This is a genomic window from Gordonia sp. NPDC003422 (genome assembly GCF_053588675.1).
In genome coordinates this window covers 45862-71850 of the sequence record NZ_JBSFQL010000011.1, presented here as the reverse complement: position 1 = coordinate 71850, position 25989 = coordinate 45862, and the positions used below count along the sequence as shown (strand labels likewise).

The window sequence follows — 25989 nt, the reverse complement described above, 5'->3', positions numbered from 1 at the left end:
ATATGCCCGGTCGGCTATCTGTCACCCGATCGAACCAATCGGCGGCGTCGTCTGAGCATCAACACCTCCAAGCCCGGCCCGCCCAGGCCCTGACCAAAGAAACTGCGCCCCACCCGAAGTGCGGGTGGGGCGCAGTGTTCTCGATCAGATGGGGCAGGTGTCAGTAGCGGTCGGTGCACACCCAGCGGGCGACGTAGCCACGGAGGCCGAGCTTGCGCAGGGCCGCGCGCTTCGCCGAGCCGGGGCTCTCGTAGCCACGCGCCCAGGCGACGCGCGTTCCGCCGTTCGAGTAGGCAACCGCACCGCAGGAGTTGTAGAAGGTGAAGTAGCCGCAGTCGTAGCCGCAGCGCGACCGGACGGCGCGAGCTGCGGAGTTGCTGCTCGGATAGTTCCAGGCGCCGGCAGTGCCGCCGTCGTTGTCGTAGGCGATGGCGCCCCAGTAGATTTCCTGGGCCTTGGCCGGGGCGGGTGCCGAGAACAGCGACGCGCCGAGGGCGAGGGACATGGACAGCACGATGGCTGCGATGATGCGGCGTGAATTCATGGGTGGATATTAACCATGCACTCAGGTTCAGTCGTACGACTGGGTCGCTTGTTTCATTCGTCCGACGGACAGCGCCATCATGCTCGCTGAACAGGGGAATTCAGACATTCGGAGCGCCGTCGGCGACGTCGGGTGAGTGCGCGCGCCGGTGGGTGCGGCGATGAACTCCCTGGTCACGGTGATCGTGCAGGCCTGCCGTTTGTGAGCAGAGCCTATGAATTCGCTGAGCGAGCGAAATCGTCGTTGTGACGGGTATCACTCGGTGGAATCGCTTGCCGCAGCGCTACTTCCGGCCGCCGAGGATCGATCCGAGTAGATCCCCCAAGCCGCCCGCCGAACCGCCGCCCAGGATGCCGCCGAGCACGCTGCCGAGTCCGCCGGCGGCGCCACCTCCACCACCGAGTGCGCCGCCGAGAACCGACCCCAGGTCACCGCCGCCGTTGGTGGTGTTTCCGGCCCCACCGGTGATCTTGCGGACGAGGAAACTCAGCACGATCGGCGCGAGGATGGGCAGCGTCTTCTTGATGAGGCCCTGGTCCACCGACGCCGCGGGCACCTGCTCGGAGAGTGCCCCCGCCACCTGGTCGGTCTGGTTGCCAAAGATGTTCGCGACGATCTTCGATCCGTCGTCGGTGTCGACATCGCCGAGGTCGATGGTGCCCTGGGCGAGGTCGTTGTCGTGCTGCTCCAGTGCCGAGGCGAGGCGTTGCGCAGAGTTCTCGTCCTGCGTCTGGGCCTGCAGTCCGGTGAGCAGGGCCGGAATCGCCTGGGCGGCAGCGGCGCGCGCCGAGGCCTCATCGGTTCCCAACTGGTTGGCGATGTCGCCGATCGGGAGCCGGGACAGGAGTTCGTCGACGTCGGACATGATGTGCCTCTCGCTCGGTCAGGTCAGAAGGGATGAGCCGCGTTGATGAACTGAACGGCCGATGCGAGAGCGTGCCGCGACTCGGGCGCAAGACGAGAAAACATCTGGAAGACGTGGCCTTGATCGGGCCACTCCTGCAGGACCGACGTCGCGCCCGCGCGGACCAGGGCACGGTGGGCGGCTCGCGCGTCGGCGCCCATCACCTCGAGGCCCCCGAACTGGATCAACGTGTTCGGCAGGTCCATGTCGGGGGTCAACCGAATGCGCATGCGCGGGTGATCGGCGTCGGCGGTGTGCGTGTACAGCTTGAGGATTCGCTGCGCGGCGACCGCGTCGATGATGGGGTCACGCTTGCCGGCCCGCTGGAAGTCGACGGCGAGTGAGAAGGTCGGGTCGTAGAGCGGGGAGAACAGCACCATCGTCCCGGGTTGTGCGGTGCCGGACGCATGGTTGGCGGCGAGCAGGTCGAATGCGAGGTGGCCGCCGGCGGAGTCACCGGCGATGACGATCTGGTCCGGCCGGAATCCCTGGGACAGCAGCCACCGGTAGCCGCGGATGGCGTCGTCGCCGCCGTTCGGCCATCGGTGATCGGGTCCGAGTCGGTAGTCGAGCGAGAACGCCGACATGCGCGTCCGGTTACTCAGCCGAGCGACCAGACCGCGGTGGGTGCGTGGCGAGCAGACGACATACCCGCTGCCGTGCAGGTAGTAGATGATCCGCTGGTCCGGGTGGATCGGACCAGGTGCGACATGCGTGCCGGTGACCCACTCGCCACGGACCTCACCGCCGTCGAAGCGTTCGCGGATCTCGACCGCGCGGGTGCCGGTGGGGACCGGGCACAGCGCCGTCAGCGACCGGTTGACCCCGGGCCGCATGGCTCGGATCATCTGCGCGGTGATTCTCGGATGGGACGCCCGGGCCGACGACATCAGCGGGCGGGCGACGTGGGCGAGGTAACTGTTGGTGGCCCTCGCGCGGGACGAACCACGACTGCCCGCCGGGCCCAGGGGACCAACGGGCGCTTCGCCCGGGATCGGTCCGTCGGGGGACAGCTCGATCTCATTGGGCAATGGCAACGTTGCGCTCACGCGCTAGACAGTAGTCCGGCAGGGTTCGCCAGGGAGTGAAATCGGGCGTAAATGTGGCGCCAACCCGCGTGTAACCTGCGTGATCAGTCTCGATGTGGTAGCCGGATTTCAATAGTTGACCCCCGGCGTGAGAAAATGGCCGACAATGCTCATACGACTGCGAGCGGGCCGAGACGGCTGCACGTGAGCTGAGGGTGAAGCAGGGTGGTGCCGGGCGGCGTGCGCGTCTGCCGGCAGCCGCATCAGCAACGGCGCTGATGGGAGATACCACCATGTGACCGTCGGATCTACCCAGGTCAGCCCCCGATTCGGGCAGGTCTCGACGCGTGGTCACGGGACTGGCGTGTCCCCCAGACATTGACGACGTGGATGCGTGTGCCCATTTGGCACACAAAGTGAGGCGAAGTTATGAAGCATGCTCCGGGCCGGGTCGGTCTCTACGACCCTCGCAACGAGCACGACTCGTGTGGTGTCGCGTTTGTCGTCGACATGTATGGACGGCGTAGCCGCGACATCGTCGACAAGGCGATCATGGCGCTCGTCAACCTCGAGCACCGAGGTGCCGCCGGCGCCGAGCCGAACACCGGTGACGGCGCGGGCATCATGATCCAGGTACCCGACCGCTTCCTGCGCGAGGTCGTGGACTTCGAGTTGCCCGTCGAGGGCCGCTATGCGACCGGCATCGCCTTCCTTCCCCAGGGGGCCGAGGACGCCCGCCAGGCATGTGCCGGCGTGGAGAAGATCGTCGAGGCCGAGGGATTGAGCCTGCTCGGCTGGCGTGAGGTGCCCACCGTCGACTCCTCGCTCGGTGCTCTGGCGCGCGATGCGATGCCGACGTTCCGTCAGCTGTTCATCTCGCTGCCCGACGCCATCGCCGCCGGCGAACCGTCGGACGACGAGCGGATGGAACTCGAGCGGCGTGCCTTCGTGGTGCGCAAGCGGGTGCAGTACGAACTGGGCACCAAGGGTGCCGGTGCCGACGGTCCAGGCCGCGAGACCGTCTACTTCCCGAGCCTGTCCGGGGCGACCTTTGTCTACAAGGGCATGCTGACCACCCCGCAGCTTCGCGATTTCTACGTGGATCTGCAGGATTCGCGGGTGGAAAGTGCACTGGGCCTGGTGCATTCGCGCTTCTCCACCAACACCTTCCCGTCGTGGCCGCTGGCCCATCCGTTCCGCCGGGTCGCCCACAACGGCGAGATCAACACGGTCACCGGCAACGAGAACTGGATGCGGGCCCGCGAGGCGCTCATCAACACCGACGCGTTCGGTCCCGATGCGGCTGCCAAGATCTTCCCTGCGTGTAGCCCGGGAGCATCGGACACCGCACGATTCGACGAGGCGCTCGAATTACTCCACCTCGGTGGCCGCAGCCTGCCGCATGCCGTGCTGATGATGATTCCCGAGGCGTGGGAGCGGCACGAGTCGATGAAGCCCGAGCACAAGGCCTTCTACCGCTATCACTCGGCGCTCATGGAGCCGTGGGACGGCCCCGCGTCGGTGTGCTTCACCGACGGCACCGTGGTGGGTGCGGTGCTCGACCGAAATGGTCTGCGCCCCAGCCGAATCTGGGTCACCAAGGATGGTCTCGTGGTGATGGCGTCGGAGGTCGGCGTCCTCGACATCGACCACTCCGACGTGGTGCAGAAGATGCGTCTGCAGCCGGGCCGCATGTTCCTCGTGGACACCGCGGCCGGCCGCATCGTCGACGACGAGGAGATCAAGGACGAGCTCGCCGCCGAGCAGCCGTACGCCCAGTGGCTCGACGACGGTCTGGTGGAGATCGACGACATCGCCGCGCGTCCGCACATTCACATGGCACACGAGCGAGTTGCGTTGCGCCAGCAGGTGTTCGGGTACACCAACGAAGAGCTGAACCTGTTGGTGGCGCCGATGGCCAAGACCGGCGCCGAGGCGATCGGGTCGATGGGCACCGACACCCCGATCGCGGTGCTCTCCGCGCGGCCGCGGATGCTCTTCGACTACTTCCAGCAGCTTTTCGCCCAGGTCACCAATCCGCCGTTGGACGCGATTCGTGAAGAGGTGGTCACCAGCCTGGGTGGCACCATCGGCGCCGAGGCCGACCTGTTGAATCCCGGCCCGGGCTCGTGCCGCCAGATCGTGCTTCCCGAGCCCGTTCTGGACAACGACGCGCTGGCCAAGCTGGTCGACATCGAGGACTGCAAGACCGCCAGCGGTCGCGACATCTCCGACTTCCAGAGCCTGCACGTCCACGGGTTGTACCCGGTCGAAGAGGGTGGCGCCGGTCTGCGCCGCGCGCTCGACGAGATCCGCACCAAGGTGAGTGCGGCGATCGACGACGGCGTCAACCTGATCGTGTTGAGCGACCGGGAATCCGACGAGAAGTCGGCACCCATTCCGTCGTTGCTGCTGACCGCGGCTGTGCACCACCACCTGGTGCGTGAGCGCAAGCGCACGCGCGTGGGACTCATCGTGGAGTCCGGCGATTGCCGCGAAGTCCATCACGTGGCCGCGCTCATCGGTTTCGGTGCGGCCGCGGTCAATCCGTACATGGCCTTCGAATCCATCGAGGACATGGTGGAGCGCGGTGCGCTCGGCGACATCGACTTCGCGAAGGCGCGCGCCAACTACATCAAGGCCGCGGGCAAGGGCGTGCTCAAGGTGATGAGCAAGATGGGCATCTCCACGCTCGCCTCCTACACCGGCGCCCAGCTGTTCCAGGTGATCGGCATCGGGCAGGAGACCGTCGACGAGTTCTTCACCGGTCTCAACAGCCAGCTCGACGGCATCGGCCTCGACGAGATCGCTGCCGACGTCGCCAAGCGCCACGCGCTGGCGTTCTCCGAGCGACCCACCGAGCGCGCCCATCGTGAGCTCGAGGTCGGCGGCGAGTACCAGTGGCGGCGTGAGGGGGAATACCACCTGTTCAACCCGGACACGGTGTTCAAGCTGCAGCACGCCACCCGCACCGGGCAGTACTCGGTGTTCAAGGAGTACACCAAGCTCGTCGACGATCAGTCGCGCAAGATCGCTTCGCTGCGTGGTCTTTTCGACTTCAACTTCGGCGACCGCGATCCGATCCCGATCGACAAGGTCGAGCCGGCCCGCGAGATCGTCAAGCGGTTCTCGACCGGCGCCATGAGCTTCGGCTCGATCTCGGCCGAAGCGCATGAGACCCTGGCCATCGCGATGAACCGGCTCGGTGGGCGGTCGAATTCGGGTGAGGGCGGCGAGGATCCGCGTCGCTTCCATCACGACGAGAACGGCGACTGGCGACGCAGCGCGATCAAGCAGGTCGCGTCGGGCCGCTTCGGTGTCACCTCGCACTACCTCTCCAACTGCACCGACATCCAGATCAAGATGGCGCAGGGGGCGAAACCCGGTGAGGGCGGCCAGCTTCCGCCGCACAAGGTCTACCCGTGGGTGGCCGAGGTGCGTGGTTCGACGCCGGGCGTCGGCCTGATCTCGCCGCCGCCGCATCACGACATCTATTCGATCGAGGATCTCGCACAGCTGATCCACGACCTGAAGAACGCCAACCCGGCCGCACGTATCCACGTGAAGCTGGTCAGCGAGGTCGGTGTCGGTACCGTCGCCGCCGGTGTGTCCAAGGCACACGCCGACGTCGTGCTCATCTCCGGTCACGACGGTGGCACCGGTGCGACCCCGCTGACCTCGATGAAACACGCCGGTGCGCCATGGGAGATCGGTCTCGCCGAGACGCAGCAGACGTTGCTGCTCAACGGACTTCGCGATCGGATCGTGGTGCAGGTCGACGGTCAGCTCAAGACCGGCCGCGACGTCGTGGTGGCCGCGCTGCTCGGAGCCGAGGAGTTCGGCTTCGCCACCGCACCGCTGGTGGTCTCCGGCTGCATCATGATGCGGGTCTGCCACCTCGACACCTGCCCGGTGGGTGTGGCCACCCAGAACCCGCTGCTGCGTGAGCGTTTCACCGGAAAGCCGGAGTTCGTCGAGAACTTCTTCCTCTACATCGCCGAGGAGGTGCGCGAACTCCTGGCTCGGCTGGGCTTCCGCACGCTCCAGGAAGCCGTGGGCCACGTGGAGGCGCTCGACACCGGAAAGGCGTTGGCGCACTGGGGTTCGGCCAAGGCGGGCAAGCTCGATCTCAGCTCGATCCTGTCGGCTCCCGAGTCGCCGTTCATGAACCAGGACCTGTACTGCTCCGGCGTCCAGGATCACGCCCTGGACAAGGCGCTCGATCAGCAGCTGATCGCGCAGAGCCGCGAGGCCATCGACAACGGCACCCGGGTGTCGTTCAGCTCCAAGATCACCAACGTCAACCGTACGGTCGGCACGATGCTCGGTCACGAGGTCACCAAGACCTATGGCGCGCAGGGTCTTCCGGACGGCACGATCATGGTCGACTTCACCGGTTCGGCCGGCAACAGCTTCGGTGCGTTTGTCCCCAAGGGCATCACGCTTCGACTCGAGGGCGACGCCAACGACTTCGTCGGCAAGGGGCTCTCGGGTGGGCGGATCGTGGTCCGTCCGGCCCGCAACGCGCCGGAAGACTTTGTCGCCGAGGACAACATCATCGCGGGCAACGTCATCGGATTCGGCGCCACCGCAGGCAAGATATTCTTGCGCGGCGTGGTCGGCGAACGATTCTGCGTGCGTAACTCGGGTGTGACGGCCGTCGTCGAGGGCGTCGGCGATCACGGCTGTGAGTACATGACCGGTGGCCGGGTGGTGGTGCTCGGCGACACCGGGCGCAACTTCGCGGCCGGCATGTCGGGCGGTATGGCCTACGTGTACGACCCCGAGGGCAAGTTTGCCGACAATCTCAACACCGAACTCGTGGACATCGAGGAACTCGACACCGAAGACGTCGAGTTCCTGTCGGCGATCATCACCGAGCATCGCGCGGAGACCGAATCCCCGGTCGCGGCTGCGATTCTCGAGGACTTCGACGACACGCAGAGCCAATTCGTCAAGGTGATGCCGCGTGACTTCAAGCGAGTGCTCGCGGCGATCGAGGCGGCACAGCGGGATGGACGAGATGTGAACGAAGCGATCATGGAGGCCGCACGTGGCTGACCCCAGAGGATTCCTCAAGCACCCCGAACGTGACCTGCCGGACCGTCGTCCGGTGGAGTTGCGTCTGCTGGACTGGAAAGAGGTCTACACCGACTTCGCGCACTCGGATCTGCAGACGCAGGCCAGCCGGTGCATGGACTGCGGTATCCCGTTCTGCCACAACGGCTGCCCGCTCGGGAACCTCATTCCGGAGTGGAACGACCTGGTCTACAAGGACCGGTGGCGCGAGGGTATCGAGCGCCTGCACGCGACCAACAACTTCCCGGAGTTCACCGGGCGGCTGTGTCCGGCCCCGTGTGAGGCGTCGTGCGTGCTGGGTATCAACCAGCCGCCGGTGACCATCAAGCAGGTCGAGGTGGAGCTCATCGACAACGCCTTCGACAACGGCTGGGTGACCCCGGTGCTGCCCGCGGAGAAGACCGGCCGTTCGGTGGCCGTCGTCGGATCGGGACCTGCGGGACTTGCTGCCGCGCAACAGCTCACCCGCGCCGGCCACGACGTGACGCTCTTCGAGCGCGCCGACCGGATCGGCGGACTGCTGCGTTATGGCATCCCCGAGTTCAAGATGGAGAAGCGCCACATCGACCGTCGCCTCGAGCAGATGGAGGCCGAGGGCACCGTCTTCCGCGCCGGCGTCAACGTCGGCGTCGACGTGACCGTCGAGCAGTTGCGCACCGACTTCGACGCGGTGGTGCTCGCCAACGGCTCGACCATCGGTCGCGATCTGCCGATCCCGGGACGCGAGCTCGACGGCATCCATCAGGCGATGGAATTCCTGCCGCAGGCCAACCGGATTCAGCTCGGCGACGAGGTCGAGGGCCAGATCACCGCGAAGGGCAAGAAGGTCGTCATCATCGGTGGCGGCGACACCGGTGCGGACTGCCTCGGCACCTCGCTGCGCCAGGGCGCCGAGATCGTGCACCAGTTCGAGATCATGCCGCGTCCGCCCATGGAACGTGCCGAGTCGACCCCATGGCCGACCTACCCGTTGATGTACCGCGTCTCGTCGGCCCACGAAGAGGGCGGCGAGCGGGTGTTCTCGGTCAACACCGAGAAGTTCACCGGCGCAGACGGCAAGGTCACCGCGCTCCATGCGCACGAGGTGGTCATGCGCGACGGTCGCTTCGAGAAGGTCGAGGGCTCGGACTTCGAACTCGAATGCGACCTCGTCCTGCTGGCGATGGGCTTCGTCGGACCGGAGCGCGAAGACTTCCTGGACAAGCTCGGCGTCGAGTACGACCAGCGCGGAAACATCAAGCGCGACGACAACTTTGCTGCCGTCGGGCAGCCCGGTGTGTTCGTCGCCGGTGATGCCGGCCGTGGTCAGTCGCTGATCGTGTGGGCCATCGCCGAGGGACGGTCGGCCGCCGCGGCCGCCGACGCGTTCCTCACCGGTGCCTCGGACCTGCCCGCCCCGATCTACCCGACGCAGGTCGCGCAGCGCTGAGGTTGCCTGACTCGAAGAATTGGGTGACCGGCTCGCTGACCAGGGCAAATGAACTGGCAGCCTGCCCGCAAAATCTAGGGGAAGAGTTTCTTCCCCGGGTTTCGTAGTCGTCCGCGAGAATTTTCTAGGGGAGGACACCAAGGGTAGGGGACGAGTTATCTTCCCCTAGTTTCTTGGCGGGGACCTCTGTGATGGTTGACCGCGAGGGCGGCTTCGCCGTCCTCCGAGGCGCGTGGTCGGCGTGTCGCGATTTCAGAAACTGCGTGTCTGGTCAGAAACCCGAGGCGCACCAGCGGTTTCTGGCCGCACCTGCGGTTTCTGGCGACAAGCGCTAGCTACGCGAGCATCGAAGCGCACAGTGAGACAAGTTAATTGGTCGACCAGATAGTGACGGTCGCCGGGCCTCCGAGGCTCCTCGCCAGCGCTCGTCGCGCCTCAGGCAGCGGAGTTCGGCTGCAGATCGAGATCACTGAGTGGCCTTTTCGATCGCACGCGTCATCTGCGGCGGCACCGTCTGCGCCAGCCGGTTGAACCCGAGCTGCGCGAGCGGGTCGGCGAGGCGCGCAAGCCCGTTGAAGTCGACGTGCGCGTGGTAGGTGACCTCGGTGTGCCTGTCGTCGACGCTGACCAGGGAGAGGTCCTCGGTGCTTGTGGCGGTCTTGTTGGTGCCGGTGAACACGATGTGGTCGGTGTCGTCGCGGGTGAGTTCGTAGACAAGGGTTGTCGAGATGCCGAACAGCCGCGACTCGTTGTGCCACTTGGTGCCGCGGCTGATCGGATCTGTTCCGATCTGTTCACACGACTGCGTGCCCGGATCCCAATCCACCGCGTTGGCGAAATCCCGCAAGTAGGCGGCCACCTCGGCGAGTGGACGTTCGACGGTGAATGAGCGGCTGACGTCGACCATGCTTTCCTTTCGGCTTGGAGTCGCTTTCCCAGGTGCATTCGTCGCCGTCGCCGGATCGGATGCCGGGTTTCGTGACCCGCCTCGGCGTCCTAGACTCGCCGATATGCAACGCCGCGCACACAGCCACGTGCCGGCCGGAGGGTGAACCGCATGTCGAAGAGAATCGTCGCCGCCTGTTTCGCGGTGTTGTCGCTGGTTGCCGGGGTAGCGGTGTCGGTTATGCCGACCGCGACCGCCGCACCGGCGGGCTGCCCCAAGATCTACGTGCTCGCCATTCCGGGGACCTGGGCCAACGGCGCCAGTCCCGGCATCATGGCGGAGATCGCGAGTGGGCTCGGAGCCGACACCAAGGTGTCGTTCGTCGGCTACGACGCCACGGCGTTCCCGTGGGAGCGAGCGATCTACGGCAAGTCCAAGGCGCAGGCCGTGGCCAACACCAAGGGCCTGGCCCTGAGCATGCTGCGTCGTTGTCCGGGCACCAGGATTGCGCTGACCGGATACAGCCAGGGTGCCGACGCCGCGGGTGACGTGGCGTCGGAGATCGGCACCGGTCGCGCCGAGATCCGACCAGGTCAGGTCGCCGGGGTGGTGCTGATCTCCGATCCGCGCCGCTCCCGCAAGGACAATCTCGTCGGCCCACCGGTGCGCGGAGAGGGCAGCGGCGGCCCGCGGCTCGACGGCATGGGCTGGGTGCTGCCGCGCGCCTTCACCATCTGCGAACCCAAGGATATTTACTGCAACGTTCCGCGCGACTGGTATCTGACACGCATCGTCGGGTACCTGGCCGAGACCAGCAACCCGACGCCCAGCCAGATCCTGCAGTATCAGGCCGAGGCAGGAGCAATCGTCGCCGAACTGCTCACCCTCGGTGGGCCGGGCAAGATCGTCGGCGAGCTCAGCAACAAGCGAGCCCGGGAACAGATCATCTCCTTCGACAACTTCCTGCAGTCCGGAGCGCACGGCAGCTACCGCACCTTCCAGGTGAAGCCCGGCGTCACCGCAGTCCAGTGGGCGCACCAGTTCCTGGCGGGGCTGGCCTGATCCGGGGAGTCGGTAAGAATCCCGCTGACCTGCGGAAATGGGCCCGCGTCGTGCCCGCAAAATCTAGGGGAAGAACTTCTTCCCCGGGGTTCGTAGTCGTCCCCTAGAAAATTCGCGGGGAGGACTCCAAGAGTAGGGGACGAGTTTCTTCCCCTACTTTCTGTGGGCCGGATCAGGCCGGAGTTGGGTCTGATCCGAAGGCGTCTCACGAGGCCCGGGCGACCGAGAAGCTGCCCGTCTTCTGAACCTGCTCGGGCTCGCCAGAGTAGTTCTTGCAGTCGATCGACACCGTGGTGGTGCGGTCGGCGTCGCGCTTCACCCCGACGTAGCCCGACTGGCCGAGCTTCCACGTGTAGTTCTGTGCGGAGGATTCCGAGCCGTCGATCTTGCAGTCAATCCGGCTCTTCGAATTGTTCGTGATGGTGACGTTGATCGTGGTCGCGTCGGCCTTCCAAGAGCAGCCGATCCTGGAGCCGGTTCCGGACAGCGAGCACCCACCTGTCTGGTCGGCAGGTGGGTCGGCGGAGAAGCTGCCCTTCTGATGTATCTGCTGCGACTCACCGGGCAAACTCGTGCAGTCGATGTCGACCCGAGTGGAACTGTCGGGGTCGCGCTCCACCGAGTAATCGTTCACTGAGCCGGGGAACAGATCGTATGTCTTGGCAGACGACTCAGACCCGTCGATGGTGCAGCGAAGTTTGCCGAAGCGTTCGAGAGTGTGATCGAAACGTACTTGCCGCCCGTTGACCACTTGCACCAGATCTGGCGCCCGAAGATGTTCTCAGTGCCCGACAAGTTGCACAAACCGCTGGTCGCGGCCTCGGCCGGCGCGGCAAACGTGACACCGCCGACGACGGCCGCCACCGCCACCGCAGTGGCGCATAGTCGTGCTGCGTTGCCCTTCATCTTGTTCCCCCGATCGTGATGGGTTGTGTAAAGCCGGCTGAGCGTCGGACATGTCCCGAACTGGACTCAGTCGCCCCGGACTGCGAAGCTGCTGGTCTGCTCGATGCGCTCGCGCTGGTCGGTGAAGCTCTTGCAGTCGACGTCGTACCACCGGGTCCACTCTGGGTCGCGCTTCATCACGACGGTGCCTTTGGCGCGTGGCCGAAGATCGATGGACTTCTTCTCGAGCGAGATGCCTTCGACGTCGCAGCGGATCGAGCTCACCGACGAGGTGTTGGTGATCGTCACGTAGAGGTTGTTGTCCTGGGCTTGCCAGTCGCAGTCGAGGCTGCGTCCCTTGCTTCCGTGCGTGTCGCACGAACCCGACTTCGGGTACGCCGACGCGATCCCCGGCTCGGCGAGCGTCAGGCCACCCGCGATGGAAGCAACGACCGCTGCCGTAGCGCACAGTCGCATCGTGTTGAGCTTCATTGATCCCCCGATCTGATGTCGCTGCAGTTTAACTGACTTCTTCTGCATCCAGAACCAGGTGTCATTCGATCGTGAATGTGACGCGCGTCGCACACCGATGGGTAACACCTGACGTGCGACGATCGATGTAGCCGGTACGTTGATCGACCCCGTGTCGTCAGCCGGCGGGTGGCGAAGGCCACGCGAATTGGTGAAGACAACCTGGCAGCCGACCGACTACAGTGAGACAAAGTTTCACTACGCCATAGTGAAAACGAGCCGTATCAGATACGGCGCCGAAAACAGTGTAGAGACAACCAGGGATTGATTGGTCATGAAGTTCGCCGACACACTTCATTCTCCCCGTCGCAGTTCAATGTTGAGCTCGATCAGCGGAGGCCGTCTAGGCCGCGTCCGCACCGCACGCATGTTCCCGGCCGAGGCCGAGCGGCTGATCACCCCGGCCGAGCTCAAGCGTCTGCACGGCTGACGCGAGCCGCGCCGCCACCGAACTCGACCACGTCGCCCACGTTCAGCTGGCGGCCGCGCCGAGTTTCGACCTCGCCGTTGACGAGTACCAGCCCGTCCGCGATCACCTCTTTTGCTTCCGCGCCGGATTCGATCAAGTTCGCCAGTTTGAGGAATTGACCGAGCCGGATCACGTCGTCGCGAATCGGAACGTCGTCGAGGTTGTCAAAAACATCGTCCACGATCACCGATCTTGCCCGAAATCGTCGTCTCGATCCGAACGGATTGGCGGTGTCGGGGTCTACGGTTGAGCAATGGCCATCGAGACCCCCGCGGCACACCCCTCGCCGACGGAGACCGACGACCCCGCACACCACCGCACCGGATCGGTCCGGGCGAGCACGGAAGCCGACCGCCGGTCCTTCGATCTCCTCGAAAAGATCAGGCGGCCCAGCGGTTTCGGCAGCAACGCCCCCAAGATCGCGGGCCGCGTGGTGGGTGTCATCGCCGGCATCGCGCTGCTGTCGAGTCTGTTCCCGCTGTTCCGCCACATCATCCATGTGCCGCGCGACTTCATCGACAACTACGTCATCTCGCTGCCCAACACGAGCTTCGCGTGGGCGTTCGTGTTGGCACTCTTGGCTGTTGCGTTGTCGTCGCGCAAGCGCATCGCCTGGTGGATCTCGACCGTCTACTTGGTCTTGTTCATGGCGGGCAACGCAATCCTGCTGATCGATCCGGTCGCGTCCGAGTTCGGCGTCGACCGCGCCGAACGCATCGAGATCGGTATCGGTCTGGCCATCGACGCAGCGGCGCTGATTTTCCTGATCGTCACCTACCGGCAGTTCTACACACGCGTCCGACGTGGCGCGATCCTGCGCGCCCTCGGCGCACTCGTGGCAGGCCTGGCTCTCGCGACCCTCATCGGATGGGCGGTGGTGTGGGCGTGGCCCGGTTCTCTCGAACGCGGCGAGCGGTTGCCGTACGCCTTCAACCGGGTCGTCACGTTCGGCTCGATCGACGACCGCACCTTCGACGAACACCACACCCATGTGTTCATCGACAGCCTGCTCGGCCTGCTGGGTGCGTTGGCGCTGATTTTCGCCGCGACCGTCCTGTTCCGATCGCAGCGGCTGCAATCGCTGATGACCAACGACGACGAGAAGCTGATCCGCGCCCTGATCACCCGGTTCAACGACGACGACTCGCTCGCCTACTTCTCCACCCGCCGCGACAAGGCGGTGGTGTTCTCACCCGACGGGCGTGCGGCCATCACCTACCGCGTCGAAGTCGGCGTCGGACTGGTCGGTGGCGATCCGGTCGGCGACCCGGAGTCGTGGCCCGAGGCGATCGAAGAATTCCTCACTCTGTGTGAGCGTTACGGCTGGCATCCCGCCGCGATGGGGTCGAGTTCCCGGGGCGCGGCCGCCTTCGACGCGGCCGGGTTCGGCTCGCTCAACATCGGCGACGAGGCGATCCTGCACACCCGCGAGTTCAGCATCAGCGGATCGGCGATGAAGGCTGTGCGGCAGGCGGTCACCCGAACCCGTCGGGCCGGAGTCACCGTCCGCATTCGCCGGCACAGCGAGCTGTCCGACGAGGAGCTGACCCAGATGGTGGCGCGGGCGGATGCGTGGCGCGACACCGACGAGGAACGCGGCTTCGCGATGGCACTCGGGCGTCTCGGGGACCGGGCCGACGACGACTGCCTGCTCGTCGAGGCGGTCGAGCACGAGGGCAGCGCCGACGAGAAGGTCATCGGCATGCTGTCGTTTGTCCCGTGGGGCCGACGCGGCGTCTCGCTGGACGTGATGCGACGTGATCGGGGCGGGATCAACGGTGTCGTCGAGACGATGGTCTCCGAGTTGTGCCGTAACTCAGAACAGTTCGGCATCACCGAGATCTCGCTGAACTTCGCGACCTTCCGCGCCTTCTTCGAGCAGGGCCCGCAGATCGGCGCCGGACCCGTCATGCGTCTCGGGTATTCCGTGTTGATGTTCGGCTCGAAGTTCTTCCAGATGGAGTCGCTCTACAAGTCCAACGCGAAGTATCTGCCCGACTGGGAACCGCGGTATCTGTGCTTCGAGGACAACCGCATCCTGCCGCGCGTGGGTCTGGCGACGATCGTCACCGAAGGCTTCGTCACGCTTCCCCGATTCGGTCGCAGGCGTCACTACACCGAGGGACGGTCCGCGATCCCGGTCGGCGTGGATGCACCGGCACTGATTGCCGAACTCGCCGCCGAGGAGGATCGCACGACGGTGGAGGTGCATCGGCCCGAGCAGGTGCGCGTCCGGTTGGCCAAGCTCGAACGATTGGTGGAGGAGGGATTCGACCCGTACCCGCCTGCCGACGCGCCGACGCACACGATCGCGCAGGCGATCGCCGAGCCGGAGGGCACCCAGGTCACCATCGCCGGCCGCGTGACCCGGCTCCGCGACTTCGGCAAGGTGACCTTCGCCGACGTGCACGACTGGTCGGGGCAGGTGCAGATCCTGGTCGAGGAGTCCCGAATCATCCCGGGGACACCGGATTTCGGGTCGGACGTCGACCTCGGCGATCTCATCGAGGCCCGTGGCGTGATGGGCACCAGCCGGTCCGGCGAGCTGTCGGTGCTCATCGACGCCTGGCGGATCAACGGCAAATGCCTGCGGCCGCTGCCGGACAAGTGGTCGGGGCTGACCGACCCGGAAGCCCGTGTGCGCCAACGCTATGTGGACCTCGCGATCAACGAGCGCAGCCGCGAGCTGTTGGCCATCCGGAGCGTGGTGGTCAAGTCACTGCGCGACTTCCTCGCCGAACGTGGCTTCCTCGAGGTCGAGACACCGATCCTGCAGCAGATCCACGGCGGCGCCAACGCGACACCGTTCCAGACCCACATCAATGCCTACAACCTCGACCTATATCTCCGCATCGCGCCCGAGCTCTACCTCAAGCGGCTCTGTGTCGGCGGCGTCGAGCGGGTCTTCGAGATCGGTCGCAACTTCCGCAACGAGGGCGTGGACTTCAGCCACAACCCTGAGTTCACGAGCTTGGAAGCCTATGCGGCGCATAGTGATTACCTGAAGATGCTCGACCTCACCCGCGAGATGATCCAGCACGCTGCGACTGCGGCCTACGGAGAACCGGTGATCGTGCGGACCGACGAGGACGGCAACGAGACCCGCGTGGACATCTCCGGGCCGTGGCCGGTACGCACGGTCCACGAAGTGGTGTCGGAGGGCGCCGGTGTGGAGATCACGCCGGAGACCCCGGTGGAGGAGTTGCGGGCGATCTGTGACCGCCTCGACATCGCGCACCGCACGGATTGGGATGCGGGGCAAGTGGTTCTGGAGCTCTATGAGCACCTGGGCGAGGATCGCACCACGTTCCCGACCTTCTACACCGACTTCCCGACCTCGACGTCGCCGCTGACCCGGGCGCACCGCAGCAAGCCGGGCGTGGCCGAGCGCTGGGACCTCGTCGCGTGGGGCGTCGAACTGGGGACCGCCTATACCGAGCTAACCGACCCTGTCGAACAGCGCAAACGGCTTACCGCGCAGTCGATTCTGGCCGCCGACGGCGATCCGGAGGCGATGGAACTCGACGAGGACTTCCTGGCCGCCCTGGAGTATGCGATGCCACCCACCGGCGGACTCGGCGTCGGCGTGGACCGCGTCGTCATGCTCATCACCGGGCAGTCCATCCGCGAGTCGCTGGCCTTCCCGATGGTCAAACCTGCCGATTCGTGAGTCACGCCGATGCCTGAACCCCCGGGCCGTTTTGTCACCGTGGACGGCGATCGGCTGCACGTGGTCGACGAGGGGTCGGGTGCGCCACTCCTGTTGATGGCCGCGCTCGGCAGCAACTGGTTCGACCTCGACCCGCTCGCCACCCGCCTGGTGATCCGCGGGTGGCGGGTGATCCGCTACGACCGGCCCGGCTACGGTCTGTCGGATTCGGTGCGACGTGGTCGGGTGCCGACGCTGGATGCCGAGATCTCCCGCATGAGTGAGGTGCTCGCATCGCTCGGTGTGACGGCGCCGGTCACCCTGGTCGGCCACTCGATGGCGTCGCTCTACGTGGAGGGTTTCGCGCGCGCGCACCCGTCGAACACGGCCGGAGTGGTGATCCTCGACGGATCGTATGTGCTGGTTCCGTGGCGTCTGGTGCCTGCGCGATTCCGGGTGGGCAATGCGCACCGGGCGATGTCTGCGGTGCGGGCGGTCGGGGACCGGACCCGGATACGGATTCGCGGTCGGGGACGGCTGCGCACCAAGGTGCTGCCCGCGCCGCCGGAGGGTTTCGACGCGAACCAGCACTTCTGGGGCGACCACTTCTTCGGCAGCGCCGGGTTTGTGCTGGCCACGCTCGTCGAGAACGCCGCGTTCCCGACCATCAACGCGTCGCTGCGTCGGCTGCGACGAACCCGGCCGATGCCCGCGGTGCCGGTGATCGTGGTCGCGGCGCTGTCGGGAATGCCCGCCTGGCAACGGTTCTGGCGGGCCAAGCAGCGTCGGTACGCCGACGTCGTCGGTGGTCGGCTTAGGACCGTCGAGGCGCGGCATTTCCTGGTCCTGGAGAAGCCCGACGAGGTAGCCGGGATCGTCGACGAGGTATGGCCGGGGGCGTGAGGGCGGAACGTGTGTCGTCCGAACAGTTGAGTATCAAATCGGACATCCACGATATGCAAACAGACATGCTCGCGCGGTGGCAGAATTCGGCGATATGTCGGTTGCGGTGGACTCAGGGTCCGACCGCACCCCAGCACGGCCCGAGGGCCGCGATGGCAACGAACTGACCGGCCGCCAGGCACTCCGACGAGCCGGTGTGAACATGGCCGATTGCACCGAGGGATGTGTCATCGTCGGTGATGCCGGCAGCGGCCGTACGACTGCCTTGCGTGCGCTGCACGACGCATACGCCGGTGACGCGATGTGGCTGACCGGGGTGGCCCGGACGACCACCGGTGTCTTCGGTTCGATGATCGACGACGCGCCTGCAACCGAGGCCGCCGTGCGGACCGCGCTGGCCGGCCGTTCGGCGGCCGCCGTGTTCATCGACGACGTGGACTTGCTCGATGCGGAATGTGCGCTGGTGGTCCTCTCGCTGGTGGTGCATCACGTGGTGCCGGTCTACCTGTCGTGCCGGCGTGTGGCGCCCGCGGAACACCCGGCGGCGATCACTGCCCTGTGGAAGGACGGCTATCTGCGGCGATACGACCTTCGGCACATCGATGCGGACGACGTCGCAGAGTACATCCGGAGCGCGCTGGGACTCGCGCCGGTCGGCAGCACGGTGCGGCAGGTGCTGCGCTATTGCGGAGGATCGCCCACGGGGCTCGTCGCCGTCGTGGCCACGGCGACCGAGCACGGGACCTGGAACACGTCGTCGGGTCTGGCCCGAATCGATGGGATGCCACCCGTCACCACCGAATTGGCGGATCGTCTGACCATCGACCTCGCCGACCTGGGCCCGGGCTTGCAACAGCTCGTCGCTCTGCTCGGAGCGTGTTCGGACGTCGTGGAGAAGTTCGCGGACGGTTGGCTGCCGCTGGCTGCCCTCACCGCGCGCTCCGACATTGCCGATCTGATCGGCGCCGAGCGTCGCGGCATCATCGAAGCGCGCAATCGCCATGTGCGGCTGCGTGTTCCGGCCTTGGCGCGGTCGCCGGCCGGCTGGCTCGGATGCGTGGAGCGACACCATCTGGTCGGCTCGCTCAGCGATGAAATTCTGGCCGTTGCGCTCCCGGATCCGGAATGCGGCCGCGCCGCGCTGGTGGCCTGTGCTCTCCGGCTGGACGGTCCCGTGCCGCCGACACCGGCGTTGCGGTCGAAGGCGGCGAGCCATGCATTGCGGTGGGGAGACCCGCACATGGCCCTGCTGATGCTGGGCTCCGCACAGTCCGGCCGCGTCGAACTTGCCGCGTCGCCGACACCGATCGAAGGCTGGGCACGGCTGCACCTGGGTGACACCGACGGGGTTCACGCGATGCTGGGTGACCTCGCGGCGAGGGATGATCCTCAGTGGCGATCGTTGGCGGCAGTGGTCGCACTGCTCGGCGAATCGGCGACCGGACGCGCGCCGCATGCCGATGCGGCGATCGAGGCAGGCGGCAACGTCGGTGCGTGGGTGGGGCTGTTCGCTGCGGTGCGCGAAGGTCTTGCCGGACATTCGGACGACGCTGCGCAGCAGCTCCGATTCGCCAGATCGGCACTGGCCGACGACGGTGCGACGGCAGACGGCACGCTGGTCGCCTACCTGGATGCCGCCGAGATCGCCATCTCCGCGCTGAGCGGCAACGCGACGCACGCATGCACGCTCGGCGAGCGGGCATTGCGCAGTCAGGATGGCCGCGGACGGCTGGCAAACGGCGTCGTCGTGCTGGCGTCAGCATTTGCACAGTGGGTGGGCGGCAACCTCCGGGTCTCGGCCGACCAGCTTCGTGAGGTGGTTGTCGAGGACGTGCCGGAAGGGTGGACGCAGACTGCCGACGGCCTTCTCCGGCAGATTGAGTCCAGACTGTCCGGACAACGCCCGGAACCATCGGCCGGCGACTTCACAGACAACGATCCGGGCGGGCCCGTCGCCCTTCGGGGTGTGCGCTCGGCCCTGCGGAGCATCAACCGGGCCTGGTGGTCGGCGACGGCGGGAGACGTCGACACAGCGTCAGCAGTACTGCTCGATTCGGCGGCGGCGGCGCGCGACCGCGGCGAACTCGTCTCGGTGATCGTGCTCTGCGAGCTCGCCCTGCGATTCGGTGCGGCCCCCGATGCGGCCCACCTTGCACAGCTCGTCGGAGATCTTGATGCGGACCCTCGCATCGGTGACGTCGTGACCGACCGTGCGCGACTCCTCGTCGAGCATGCCGTGGCGTGGAGGGCGTACAGCGGCGCCGATCTCGAGCGGGTAGCGCTCCGTCACACCGCTGCCGGGCGAGGGATGGCGGCCGCCGATGTGATGGCGCAAGCGGCATACGCCCATCGTCGGGACGGCGATCGATTCCACGCCATCGCCTGCACCACTCGCACACGGACGATCGTCGATGGGCAAGGGTCGGTGTCGTCGCCGGCGATGGGGCTGGTGGCATCCGAGAACGTGCGATTCACCAAGCGGGAGCACGAGATCGTGCGACTTGTTGTGGCCGCCCGCAGCAATCGGGAGATCGCGGAGGTGCTCGGGGTATCGGTGCGCACTGTCGAGGGGCACGTGCTGCGGGCGTGTGGAAAGACCGGGGCACGCAATCGGCGTGAACTCGTCGAGCTGTTCACCGTCGGCGGCGAGCGTCGATGACGTGGCCGTATCGTCCCGACCGGCAGGCGCTCGAGGCGATCCGGCAGGGCGTGACGGGCGGTCGTGCGGTCGTCCTCGACGGCCCGGCAGGTATCGGTAAGACGACGCTGGCGCGGTTGGCGTGTGATCGGCTGCGACAGGACACGCTGTGGGTGATGGGCGCGCAATCGGCGAAAACTATTCCGCTGTCGGCGCTTTCGATGGCGCTCGACCACCGCCTGACGGATCCCGCGATGGCAGTGCAGGTGCTGCGCGCCGAACTCGACCAGAGCCGACGATTGCTCGTGGTCGACGACATCCAGTTCCTCGACGGGGCGTCTGCCGCGGTGATCGCGGCGATCCTGGACAGCCCGGAACGCCTCACACGGTCGGTGGTGATGACGCGACGCGCGGGAGAGCCGGTGGCACCGCCGCTGTCCGACGCCCTCGAGGACCCGCGAGTCCAGACCGTGACTCTCGATTCATTGGGCTTCGACGAGACGACCGCCCTCATCGAGGAGTATCTCGGTGGCCCCGTGGACGTCTTGACGGTGCAGCGGGTGCACGTCACGTCCGAGGGCAATCCCTTCTACCTTCGCCAGTTGATTCGCGGTGCGCTGGCATCAGGGCATCTGGCGGAGATCGCCGACGGACGGTGGGTGCTCTCGTCGGACTTCGTGATGACCGACGAGATCCGCGAGGCGACCGCGGGCGCATTGCGCGCAGCACCCCCCAAAGTGCTTGAACTCCTGCGGTTTCTGAGCCTGATGAGTCCGCTGTCGGTGGAGGTTCTGGGCCTGTTGGGATGTGCCGGGGTCTCCTACGAGCCGCACGCAGGAGAGTTCCTGGCCGTGGTGGCCGATGGTCGGATGCGGCCCGCCCATCCCGTGTTGATCGAGGTGGTCCGGGATCGGATGGGCGCCATCGAGCGCGGTCATCTGGCGGCCACCCTGGTCGATGCCCTGGGCCGCGTGCGTCTCACGAGATCCGAGCGACTGCATCGGGCCCAGATCTGCGTCGACGTCGGCCACCCGCTGCCGGCGGAGGAACTGGTGAAGTGTGCCCGCCATGCGCACACTCTTGGTGATCGGGCGTTGTGCGAGAGGCTTTCTCGTGCGGCGATGACGGCCGGCGCCGACGTGCAGGCGAGGTTGCTGCTCGCGCGGACGGTCAGTTCGATGGGGCGGGCGCAGGAGGCCGACGACCTTCTCGCCGAGGTCGATCCAGACTCGCTGGCCGAGATGGACCTGACGGTGTACGCGGTCGCGACCGCCAACAATCAGCTGACCTACCTCGATGATGCGCCGGCGGCCCTCGAGCTGGTGGAGAAGTTCGAGCCCCGCATCGCGACCCCGCAGCTTCGTCTCGCCGTAACGGCCATGCGTGGATCGATCTTGATGACAACCGGAAAGCTGGTCGAGTCACTGGATTTCGCGCGAGCCGTGCTCGCCGATCCGGCAGCCACCGTGTGGTCGGACGCGACGGCGGGCTTCCAGGCCGGTGAGGCCCTGTATCAGCTCGGCCGACTCGACGAGGCGCTGGCGACAGCCGACAAGGCGCTCGTGGACGCGACCGCCGCCGATCCCCTCATCAGCATCGCTGTGCGAACGACGATCGCGCAGGGGCTCTACGCCGCCGGCCGGCTCGAGCAGGCCCAGCGGTGGTCCGAGAAGTTCTTCGACGCCACGGTGGGACTTCCGGTGGAGCAGGCAGTGGCGTGTAACGCACTGGCGACGATTGCGTTGGCGGCGGGCCGGATCGCGGAGGCACAACGGTTCGCACGCAGTGCCATCGCCGGTTTCGCCGAGACCGACCGCTCGGGTCTGCGGTGCGGCTCCGCCTATCTGTTGACGATGGGCTGCGCGTTACGCGGCGAGGCCGACGATGCACGTCGCGCCGCCGACGAATGCCGGCGGCTCGCGGGTGCCGGCCGCAACGGCAGCGCGGTGTTCGGAATCCTGGCCGATGGATTCGCGCACATGGCCGGAGGTGAGATCACCATCCCCATTGCCCGCGCCCGCGAGGCCGTGGGTGTTGCCGCGGCCGAGGGTCGCGTGGTCTTCGCGGCCCAGGCCGCGCACTGGGCGCTGCGATTCGGTGACCGGGAAGCAGCCTCGGTCGTCGAAGAGTATGCGCGGCAATGTGATGGGGAGTTGATGCCGGTCTACGCGGGATATGGCCGATCGATCGGTGATCGCGATGCGCGGGCCGTCGAGGATGTATCGGCTGCCTTCGAGGCGCTCGGGTACCCGACGCACGCCGCCGACGCGCTGGCGCAGTCGATCACCATCCTGATCGAGGACGGCCGCCCGCGTGAGGCACGCAGACTACGGCCCCGGTTGGCGGAACTGTGCGCTCGGTGTGACGGGCTGATCACCCCGGCGATCCGGGCCGCCGCGTTCGACGCGGTGCTCACCATCCGCGAGCAGGAAGTCCTCGCCATGGTCGATGCGGGACTCACCCGACGGGAGATCGCAGACCGGCTCGGAATCAGCATCCCGACCGTTGACGGTCACGCATTGCGTGCCCGAGACAAGGTGGGCGGTCGGGGACATGCGTAGTCGCAGACGCAGAAGTGCGTAGTCGGGCATCTAGTGTGTCGACTTCTCCGTTGTGACCATCGGTGAAGCGGGGGACGGGCCTCGCTTCACGACAGGAGCACACAACCTTGAAGAAATTCATCGTAGGCCTCGCCACCGCAGCTGCGATGGCAGTGGGCACGCTGGTCGGGACAGGGCAAGCGTCGGCGGTTGAACCGCTGCAGTGGTGGAGAGTCGATGAACCCTCAGGCCAGGCGATCGGGTGGCTCGCAGCCACTGACAACGACGGAGGCGTGTGGGCACTGTTCCGCACAGGTGGCGTCTACGTCGTGGTACTGGAGCACAAGCATGTCCGCGTCGGCGCTCCCGATGGCTTGTGGCGCAACCTCGGCACGCTCGAATCCACAGGCAAGATCGACGCCCGCAACACCTGGCGGTTACCCAGGTACGGCGTCTCGAAGTTCCGAGTGTGTCGCCTTGGTGTGCCGACGGCCACGTTGTACGGCGTACGAAACAAGAAGATTTGCGGCGGGGAACTGATCTTCCATCGTGGCAGCGGCGGCCGCATGAACTCTGGCGTTGACGGAGGCGGTCGCACGAACTCTGGCGTCGACGGCGGACAAAACAATTCCAACTACTGAACAGCTCACTACGAATGGAAAGGTACGACATGAGGACATGGACACGAATGGCATTGGTCGTGATCTCGGCGACGTTCGCATTGACGGGTGCATTCAGCGCTGTGGCCGTCGCCGCGCCACCGGAGAATCGCGGAGCCGATGGGGTGCTTTTCGCTGCGGAGGCGACACCGGCGGCCGTACCTGGGTGGCCACCCTTCCCCGCGGTCTACGGGCCGCGGTACTGGCCGGACGCGGGTGTTGTCATGGAGCAGAACACTGTGCTGACCACCGCTCAGACACGAACGCTGTACGAGACCGGACTTGTCCCGGCCTATGGGAGTTCGGGACTTCCCTACGCCGGTATCGCGCGCTGGCTGCATACTTCGGGCGAGTTGAAGAGGGCGGCGCAGATGGGTGGCTGTGTGATCTTGGGGATCCGTGACAACGCGGTGTGGTCGCCGAAGCTGAAGAAGAATGTGCGTTGGGTGGGGCGGACCTATTACTCACTGCCCACCACCTCGCCGGTGAACCGGGCCATCATCAACCGGATCTGCAGCTCGTAGGCGGCGCTCGACACTTGGCCACCGGACACCCCGGTGGCCAAGTGCTCGCGTTTCTCCCATCTGCTCGGGATGTATCGCGCGCAAGCGGTAGACACGCGAGCACATGCCGGCGGCGGGGGTGCGGCGCCAGAACCTACCCACCAGTAACCCGCTACTTGCGGTTACACCTATGCTGGTCGACATGAGCGAGTTGACCTTCACCCCGACCGCCGACCTGGTCGACGAGATCGGCGATTCCGTCCGTAGTTGCGATCTGCAGTTCACCCAGTACGGGGGCAATCGGGAGTTCGTCGGACGCGTCACCACGGTGAAGTGTTTCCAGGACAACGCGCTGCTCAAGTCGATCCTGGGGGAGTCGAACCCCGGCGGTGTGCTGGTGATCGACGGTGAGGCGTCGGTGCACACGGCACTCGTCGGGGACATCATCGCCGAGTTGGGCCGCTCCAACGGCTGGGTCGGGATCATCGTCAACGGCGCGATCCGGGACGCCAAGACCATCGGCGGCATGGAGATCGGCGTCAAGGCGCTGGGCACCAACCCGCGCAAGTCCACCAAGACCGGCGTCGGCGAGCGCGACATCCCGCTGACCATCGGCGGCGAGACCTTCACTCCCGGCGACATCGTGTACTCCGACGACGACGGCATCGTGCTCGTCGGACCCGAGCAGTAGGAGGCCGCACCATGCCGAAGCCAACCGCAGAGTATTTCGCCCGACTGGGTGCGCTGGTCGCGATCGACAACGCCGCCGACCGTCCGACCCGGTCGGTGCTCGAGGCGTTCAGCGGCGTCGAGATGGCCACCATCCCGGTCGCCACCGCCGACGACCTCGAGAAGGCCGTCGCCCGGGCGCGAAGCGCGCAGGAAGGGTGGGCCAAGCGCACCCCGGCGGAACGCGCCGAGGTGCTCGCCGCCTTCTCCGAGCTGGTCTACGCCAACGCGCAGGAGCTGATGGACATCGCGCAGGCCGAGACCGGCAAGGCGCGGACCTACGCCCAGGAAGAGGTGCTCGACGTCGCGCTGACCGCGCGGCACTACGCGACCGCAGGGCCCAAGCTGCTGGCCGACCGCAAGGTCAAGGGCATGCTTCCCGGCGCCACCAGCGTCCGGGTGCGCTACCAGCCCAAGGGCGTGGTCGGGGTGATCTCCCCGTGGAATTACCCGCTGACGCTGGCCGCCTCCGACGCGGTGGCCGCGCTCCTCGCAGGCAACGCCGTGGTGATCAAGCCCGACAGCCAGACCCCGTACTGCGCGCTCGCGGTGGCCGAACTGCTCTATCGAGCCGGCCTGCCACAGGAACTCTTCGCCGTTGTTCCGGGTCCGGGAAGTGTTGTGGGACAAGCGATTGTCGCGCAGACCGACTATGTGATGTTCACCGGATCGTCGGCGACCGGGGCAACGCTGGCGCAGCAGGCGGGCGCTCGGCTCATCGGCTTCTCCGCGGAACTCGGCGGCAAGAATCCGATGATCATCACCGCCGGCGCCAAGATCGCCGACGCCGTGCAGGGCGCGGCGCGCGCGTGCTACTCGAACTCGGGTCAGTTGTGCATCTCCATCGAGCGGATCTACGTCGACAAGGCGATCGCCGACGAATTCACCGACCGGTTCGCGGCGTACGTGTCGGCCATGAAGCTGTCGGCCAGCTACGACTTCACCGCCGACATGGGATCGCTGGCGTCGGCCGCGCAGGTCGAGACCGCGGAGGCGCATGTCGCCGACGCCGTCGCCAAGGGCGCCAAGCTGCTCGCCGGCGGCAAGCGCCGCGCCGACCTCGGTCCGTTCTTCTACGAGCCGACCGTGCTCGCCGACGTCACCGACGAGATGACCTGCTACGGCGAGGAGACCTTCGGGCCGGTGGTGTCGATCTATCCGGTCGACTCCACCGACGAGGCGATCAAACTCGCCAACGCGACCCGCTACGGCCTCAACGCCAGCGTCTTCGCCGGTAGCAGCGCCGAGGCCAACGCCATCGCCGACCAACTGCGGGCCGGGACGGTCAACATCAACGAGGGCTACGCCGCGGCGTGGGCGTCGACCGCCGCGCCGATGGGCGGCATGGGTATCTCCGGCATGGGCCGACGCCACGGCGAGGAAGGTCTGCTCAAGTACACCGAGCCGCAGACCATCGCCGAGCAACGGTTCCTCGGTATCGACCGGATGCCGGTGGTGCCGCAGAGCATCTATCGGGCCATCACCCCGGCCTTCGTACGTGGATTGAAGTACCTGCCCGGTCGCTGAGATCGGCCGCCCGATCAGCGCGTT

At 66.5% G+C, this 25989-nt stretch carries 19 protein-coding genes; 12 read left to right on the top strand and 7 right to left on the bottom strand.

Going from position 1 to position 25989, the window contains the following annotated elements:
* Positions 1 to 160 precede the first annotated feature (160 nt).
* The 3 genes from ACWDTF_RS11520 to ACWDTF_RS11510 form a co-directional block, all read right to left on the bottom strand.
* Positions 161 to 544: a DUF4189 domain-containing protein gene (locus ACWDTF_RS11520; RefSeq protein WP_240857409.1), complete on the bottom strand. Its 384-nt coding sequence runs from the start codon at positions 542 to 544 to the stop codon at positions 161 to 163.
* A 283-nt stretch (positions 545 to 827) separates the two neighbouring features.
* Complete coding sequence (locus ACWDTF_RS11515; protein ID WP_355278007.1) at positions 828 to 1409, bottom strand: DUF937 domain-containing protein; 582 nt, start codon at positions 1407 to 1409, stop codon at positions 828 to 830.
* A gap of 23 nt (positions 1410 to 1432) precedes the next feature.
* Positions 1433 to 2497, bottom strand: coding sequence for an alpha/beta hydrolase (locus ACWDTF_RS11510; protein WP_449754399.1), 1065 nt, complete (start codon positions 2495 to 2497; stop codon positions 1433 to 1435).
* A 408-nt stretch (positions 2498 to 2905) separates the two neighbouring features.
* Between ACWDTF_RS11510 and gltB the strand changes: the two genes are divergently transcribed.
* Positions 2906 to 7537 carry a glutamate synthase large subunit gene (gene gltB, locus ACWDTF_RS11505; protein ID WP_449754398.1) on the top strand — a complete coding sequence of 1544 codons (4632 nt, stop codon included), beginning with the start codon at positions 2906 to 2908 and terminating at the stop codon, positions 7535 to 7537.
* Positions 7530 to 8984 (top strand): glutamate synthase subunit beta, encoded by a 1455-nt coding sequence (locus ACWDTF_RS11500; RefSeq protein WP_355278012.1) that lies wholly within the window; start codon positions 7530 to 7532, stop codon positions 8982 to 8984. The genes gltB and ACWDTF_RS11500 overlap by 8 nt, the downstream gene beginning before the upstream one ends.
* A 466-nt stretch (positions 8985 to 9450) precedes the next feature.
* Here the strand turns inward: ACWDTF_RS11500 and ACWDTF_RS11495 are convergent, their stop codons facing one another.
* The gene (locus ACWDTF_RS11495; RefSeq protein ID WP_240857405.1) at positions 9451 to 9891 is read right to left on the bottom strand and encodes an SRPBCC family protein; all 441 of its coding nucleotides are present in this window, start codon (positions 9889 to 9891) and stop codon (positions 9451 to 9453) included.
* Positions 9892 to 10110: 219 nt separating this feature from the next.
* Between ACWDTF_RS11495 and ACWDTF_RS11490 the strand changes: the two genes are divergently transcribed.
* A complete protein-coding gene (locus ACWDTF_RS11490) occupies positions 10111 to 10932 on the top strand; it encodes a cutinase family protein (RefSeq protein WP_449754442.1) in 822 nt (273 codons plus the stop codon).
* A gap of 205 nt (positions 10933 to 11137) precedes the next feature.
* Here the strand turns inward: ACWDTF_RS11490 and ACWDTF_RS11485 are convergent, their stop codons facing one another.
* Positions 11138 to 11551, bottom strand: coding sequence for a hypothetical protein (locus tag ACWDTF_RS11485; protein WP_449754397.1), 414 nt, complete (start codon positions 11549 to 11551; stop codon positions 11138 to 11140).
* A 165-nt stretch (positions 11552 to 11716) separates the two neighbouring features.
* Here ACWDTF_RS11485 and ACWDTF_RS11480 point away from each other — a divergent pair, with 165 nt between their 5' ends.
* The gene (locus tag ACWDTF_RS11480) at positions 11717 to 11857 is read left to right on the top strand and encodes a hypothetical protein (RefSeq protein WP_449754396.1); all 141 of its coding nucleotides are present in this window, start codon (positions 11717 to 11719) and stop codon (positions 11855 to 11857) included.
* 47 nt (positions 11858 to 11904) lie between these two features.
* On the opposite strand, the gene ACWDTF_RS11475 is transcribed toward ACWDTF_RS11480, so the two are convergent.
* Both ACWDTF_RS11475 and ACWDTF_RS11470 read right to left on the bottom strand, forming a co-directional pair.
* Entirely contained in the window at positions 11905 to 12309 is a 405-nt protein-coding gene (locus ACWDTF_RS11475) for a hypothetical protein (protein ID WP_449754395.1), read from the bottom strand.
* Positions 12310 to 12758: 449 nt separating this feature from the next.
* Positions 12759 to 12998 (bottom strand): RNA-binding S4 domain-containing protein, encoded by a 240-nt coding sequence (locus ACWDTF_RS11470; protein ID WP_240857471.1) that lies wholly within the window; start codon positions 12996 to 12998, stop codon positions 12759 to 12761.
* Positions 12999 to 13070: 72 nt separating this feature from the next.
* On the opposite strand from ACWDTF_RS11470, the gene lysX reads away from it, so the two are divergent.
* The 8 genes from lysX (at position 13071) to ACWDTF_RS11430 (ending at position 25965) form a co-directional block, all read left to right on the top strand.
* Positions 13071 to 16487: a bifunctional lysylphosphatidylglycerol synthetase/lysine--tRNA ligase LysX gene (gene lysX, locus ACWDTF_RS11465; protein WP_449754394.1), complete on the top strand. Its 3417-nt coding sequence runs from the start codon at positions 13071 to 13073 to the stop codon at positions 16485 to 16487.
* 9 nt (positions 16488 to 16496) lie between these two features.
* Positions 16497 to 17369 carry an alpha/beta fold hydrolase gene (locus ACWDTF_RS11460; protein ID WP_240857401.1) on the top strand — a complete coding sequence of 291 codons (873 nt, stop codon included), beginning with the start codon at positions 16497 to 16499 and terminating at the stop codon, positions 17367 to 17369.
* 76 nt (positions 17370 to 17445) lie between these two features.
* Complete coding sequence (locus ACWDTF_RS11455; protein WP_449754393.1) at positions 17446 to 20028, top strand: LuxR C-terminal-related transcriptional regulator; 2583 nt, start codon at positions 17446 to 17448, stop codon at positions 20026 to 20028.
* Complete coding sequence (locus tag ACWDTF_RS11450; RefSeq protein WP_449754392.1) at positions 20025 to 22568, top strand: LuxR C-terminal-related transcriptional regulator; 2544 nt, start codon at positions 20025 to 20027, stop codon at positions 22566 to 22568. Before ACWDTF_RS11455 ends, ACWDTF_RS11450 begins: the two co-directional genes overlap by 4 nt.
* A 107-nt stretch (positions 22569 to 22675) precedes the next feature.
* Positions 22676 to 23188 (top strand): hypothetical protein, encoded by a 513-nt coding sequence (locus ACWDTF_RS11445; protein WP_449754391.1) that lies wholly within the window; start codon positions 22676 to 22678, stop codon positions 23186 to 23188.
* Positions 23189 to 23235: 47 nt separating this feature from the next.
* Positions 23236 to 23730: a hypothetical protein gene (locus tag ACWDTF_RS11440; protein WP_240857397.1), complete on the top strand. Its 495-nt coding sequence runs from the start codon at positions 23236 to 23238 to the stop codon at positions 23728 to 23730.
* A 181-nt stretch (positions 23731 to 23911) separates the two neighbouring features.
* Positions 23912 to 24400 (top strand): ribonuclease E activity regulator RraA, encoded by a 489-nt coding sequence (gene rraA / locus ACWDTF_RS11435; RefSeq protein ID WP_240857396.1) that lies wholly within the window; start codon positions 23912 to 23914, stop codon positions 24398 to 24400.
* Positions 24401 to 24411: 11 nt separating this feature from the next.
* Positions 24412 to 25965 (top strand): succinic semialdehyde dehydrogenase, encoded by a 1554-nt coding sequence (locus ACWDTF_RS11430; protein WP_240857395.1) that lies wholly within the window; start codon positions 24412 to 24414, stop codon positions 25963 to 25965.
* Positions 25966 to 25989 lie beyond the last annotated feature (24 nt).

Coding starts and splice junctions, on each gene's coding strand:
- rraA (WP_240857396.1), top strand. CDS start 23,912: ATGAGCGAGTTGACCTTCACCCCGACCGCCGACCTGGTCGACGAGATC.
- ACWDTF_RS11515 (WP_355278007.1), bottom strand. CDS start 1,409: ATGTCCGACGTCGACGAACTCCTGTCCCGGCTCCCGATCGGCGACATC.
- ACWDTF_RS11430 (WP_240857395.1), top strand. CDS start 24,412: ATGCCGAAGCCAACCGCAGAGTATTTCGCCCGACTGGGTGCGCTGGTC.
- ACWDTF_RS11475 (WP_449754395.1), bottom strand. CDS start 12,309: ATGAAGCTCAACACGATGCGACTGTGCGCTACGGCAGCGGTCGTTGCT.
- ACWDTF_RS11520 (WP_240857409.1), bottom strand. CDS start 544: ATGAATTCACGCCGCATCATCGCAGCCATCGTGCTGTCCATGTCCCTC.
- lysX (WP_449754394.1), top strand. CDS start 13,071: ATGGCCATCGAGACCCCCGCGGCACACCCCTCGCCGACGGAGACCGAC.
- ACWDTF_RS11495 (WP_240857405.1), bottom strand. CDS start 9,891: ATGGTCGACGTCAGCCGCTCATTCACCGTCGAACGTCCACTCGCCGAG.
- ACWDTF_RS11440 (WP_240857397.1), top strand. CDS start 23,236: ATGGCATTGGTCGTGATCTCGGCGACGTTCGCATTGACGGGTGCATTC.
- ACWDTF_RS11490 (WP_449754442.1), top strand. CDS start 10,111: ATGCCGACCGCGACCGCCGCACCGGCGGGCTGCCCCAAGATCTACGTG.
- gltB (WP_449754398.1), top strand. CDS start 2,906: ATGAAGCATGCTCCGGGCCGGGTCGGTCTCTACGACCCTCGCAACGAG.
- ACWDTF_RS11450 (WP_449754392.1), top strand. CDS start 20,025: ATGACGTGGCCGTATCGTCCCGACCGGCAGGCGCTCGAGGCGATCCGG.
- ACWDTF_RS11460 (WP_240857401.1), top strand. CDS start 16,497: ATGCCTGAACCCCCGGGCCGTTTTGTCACCGTGGACGGCGATCGGCTG.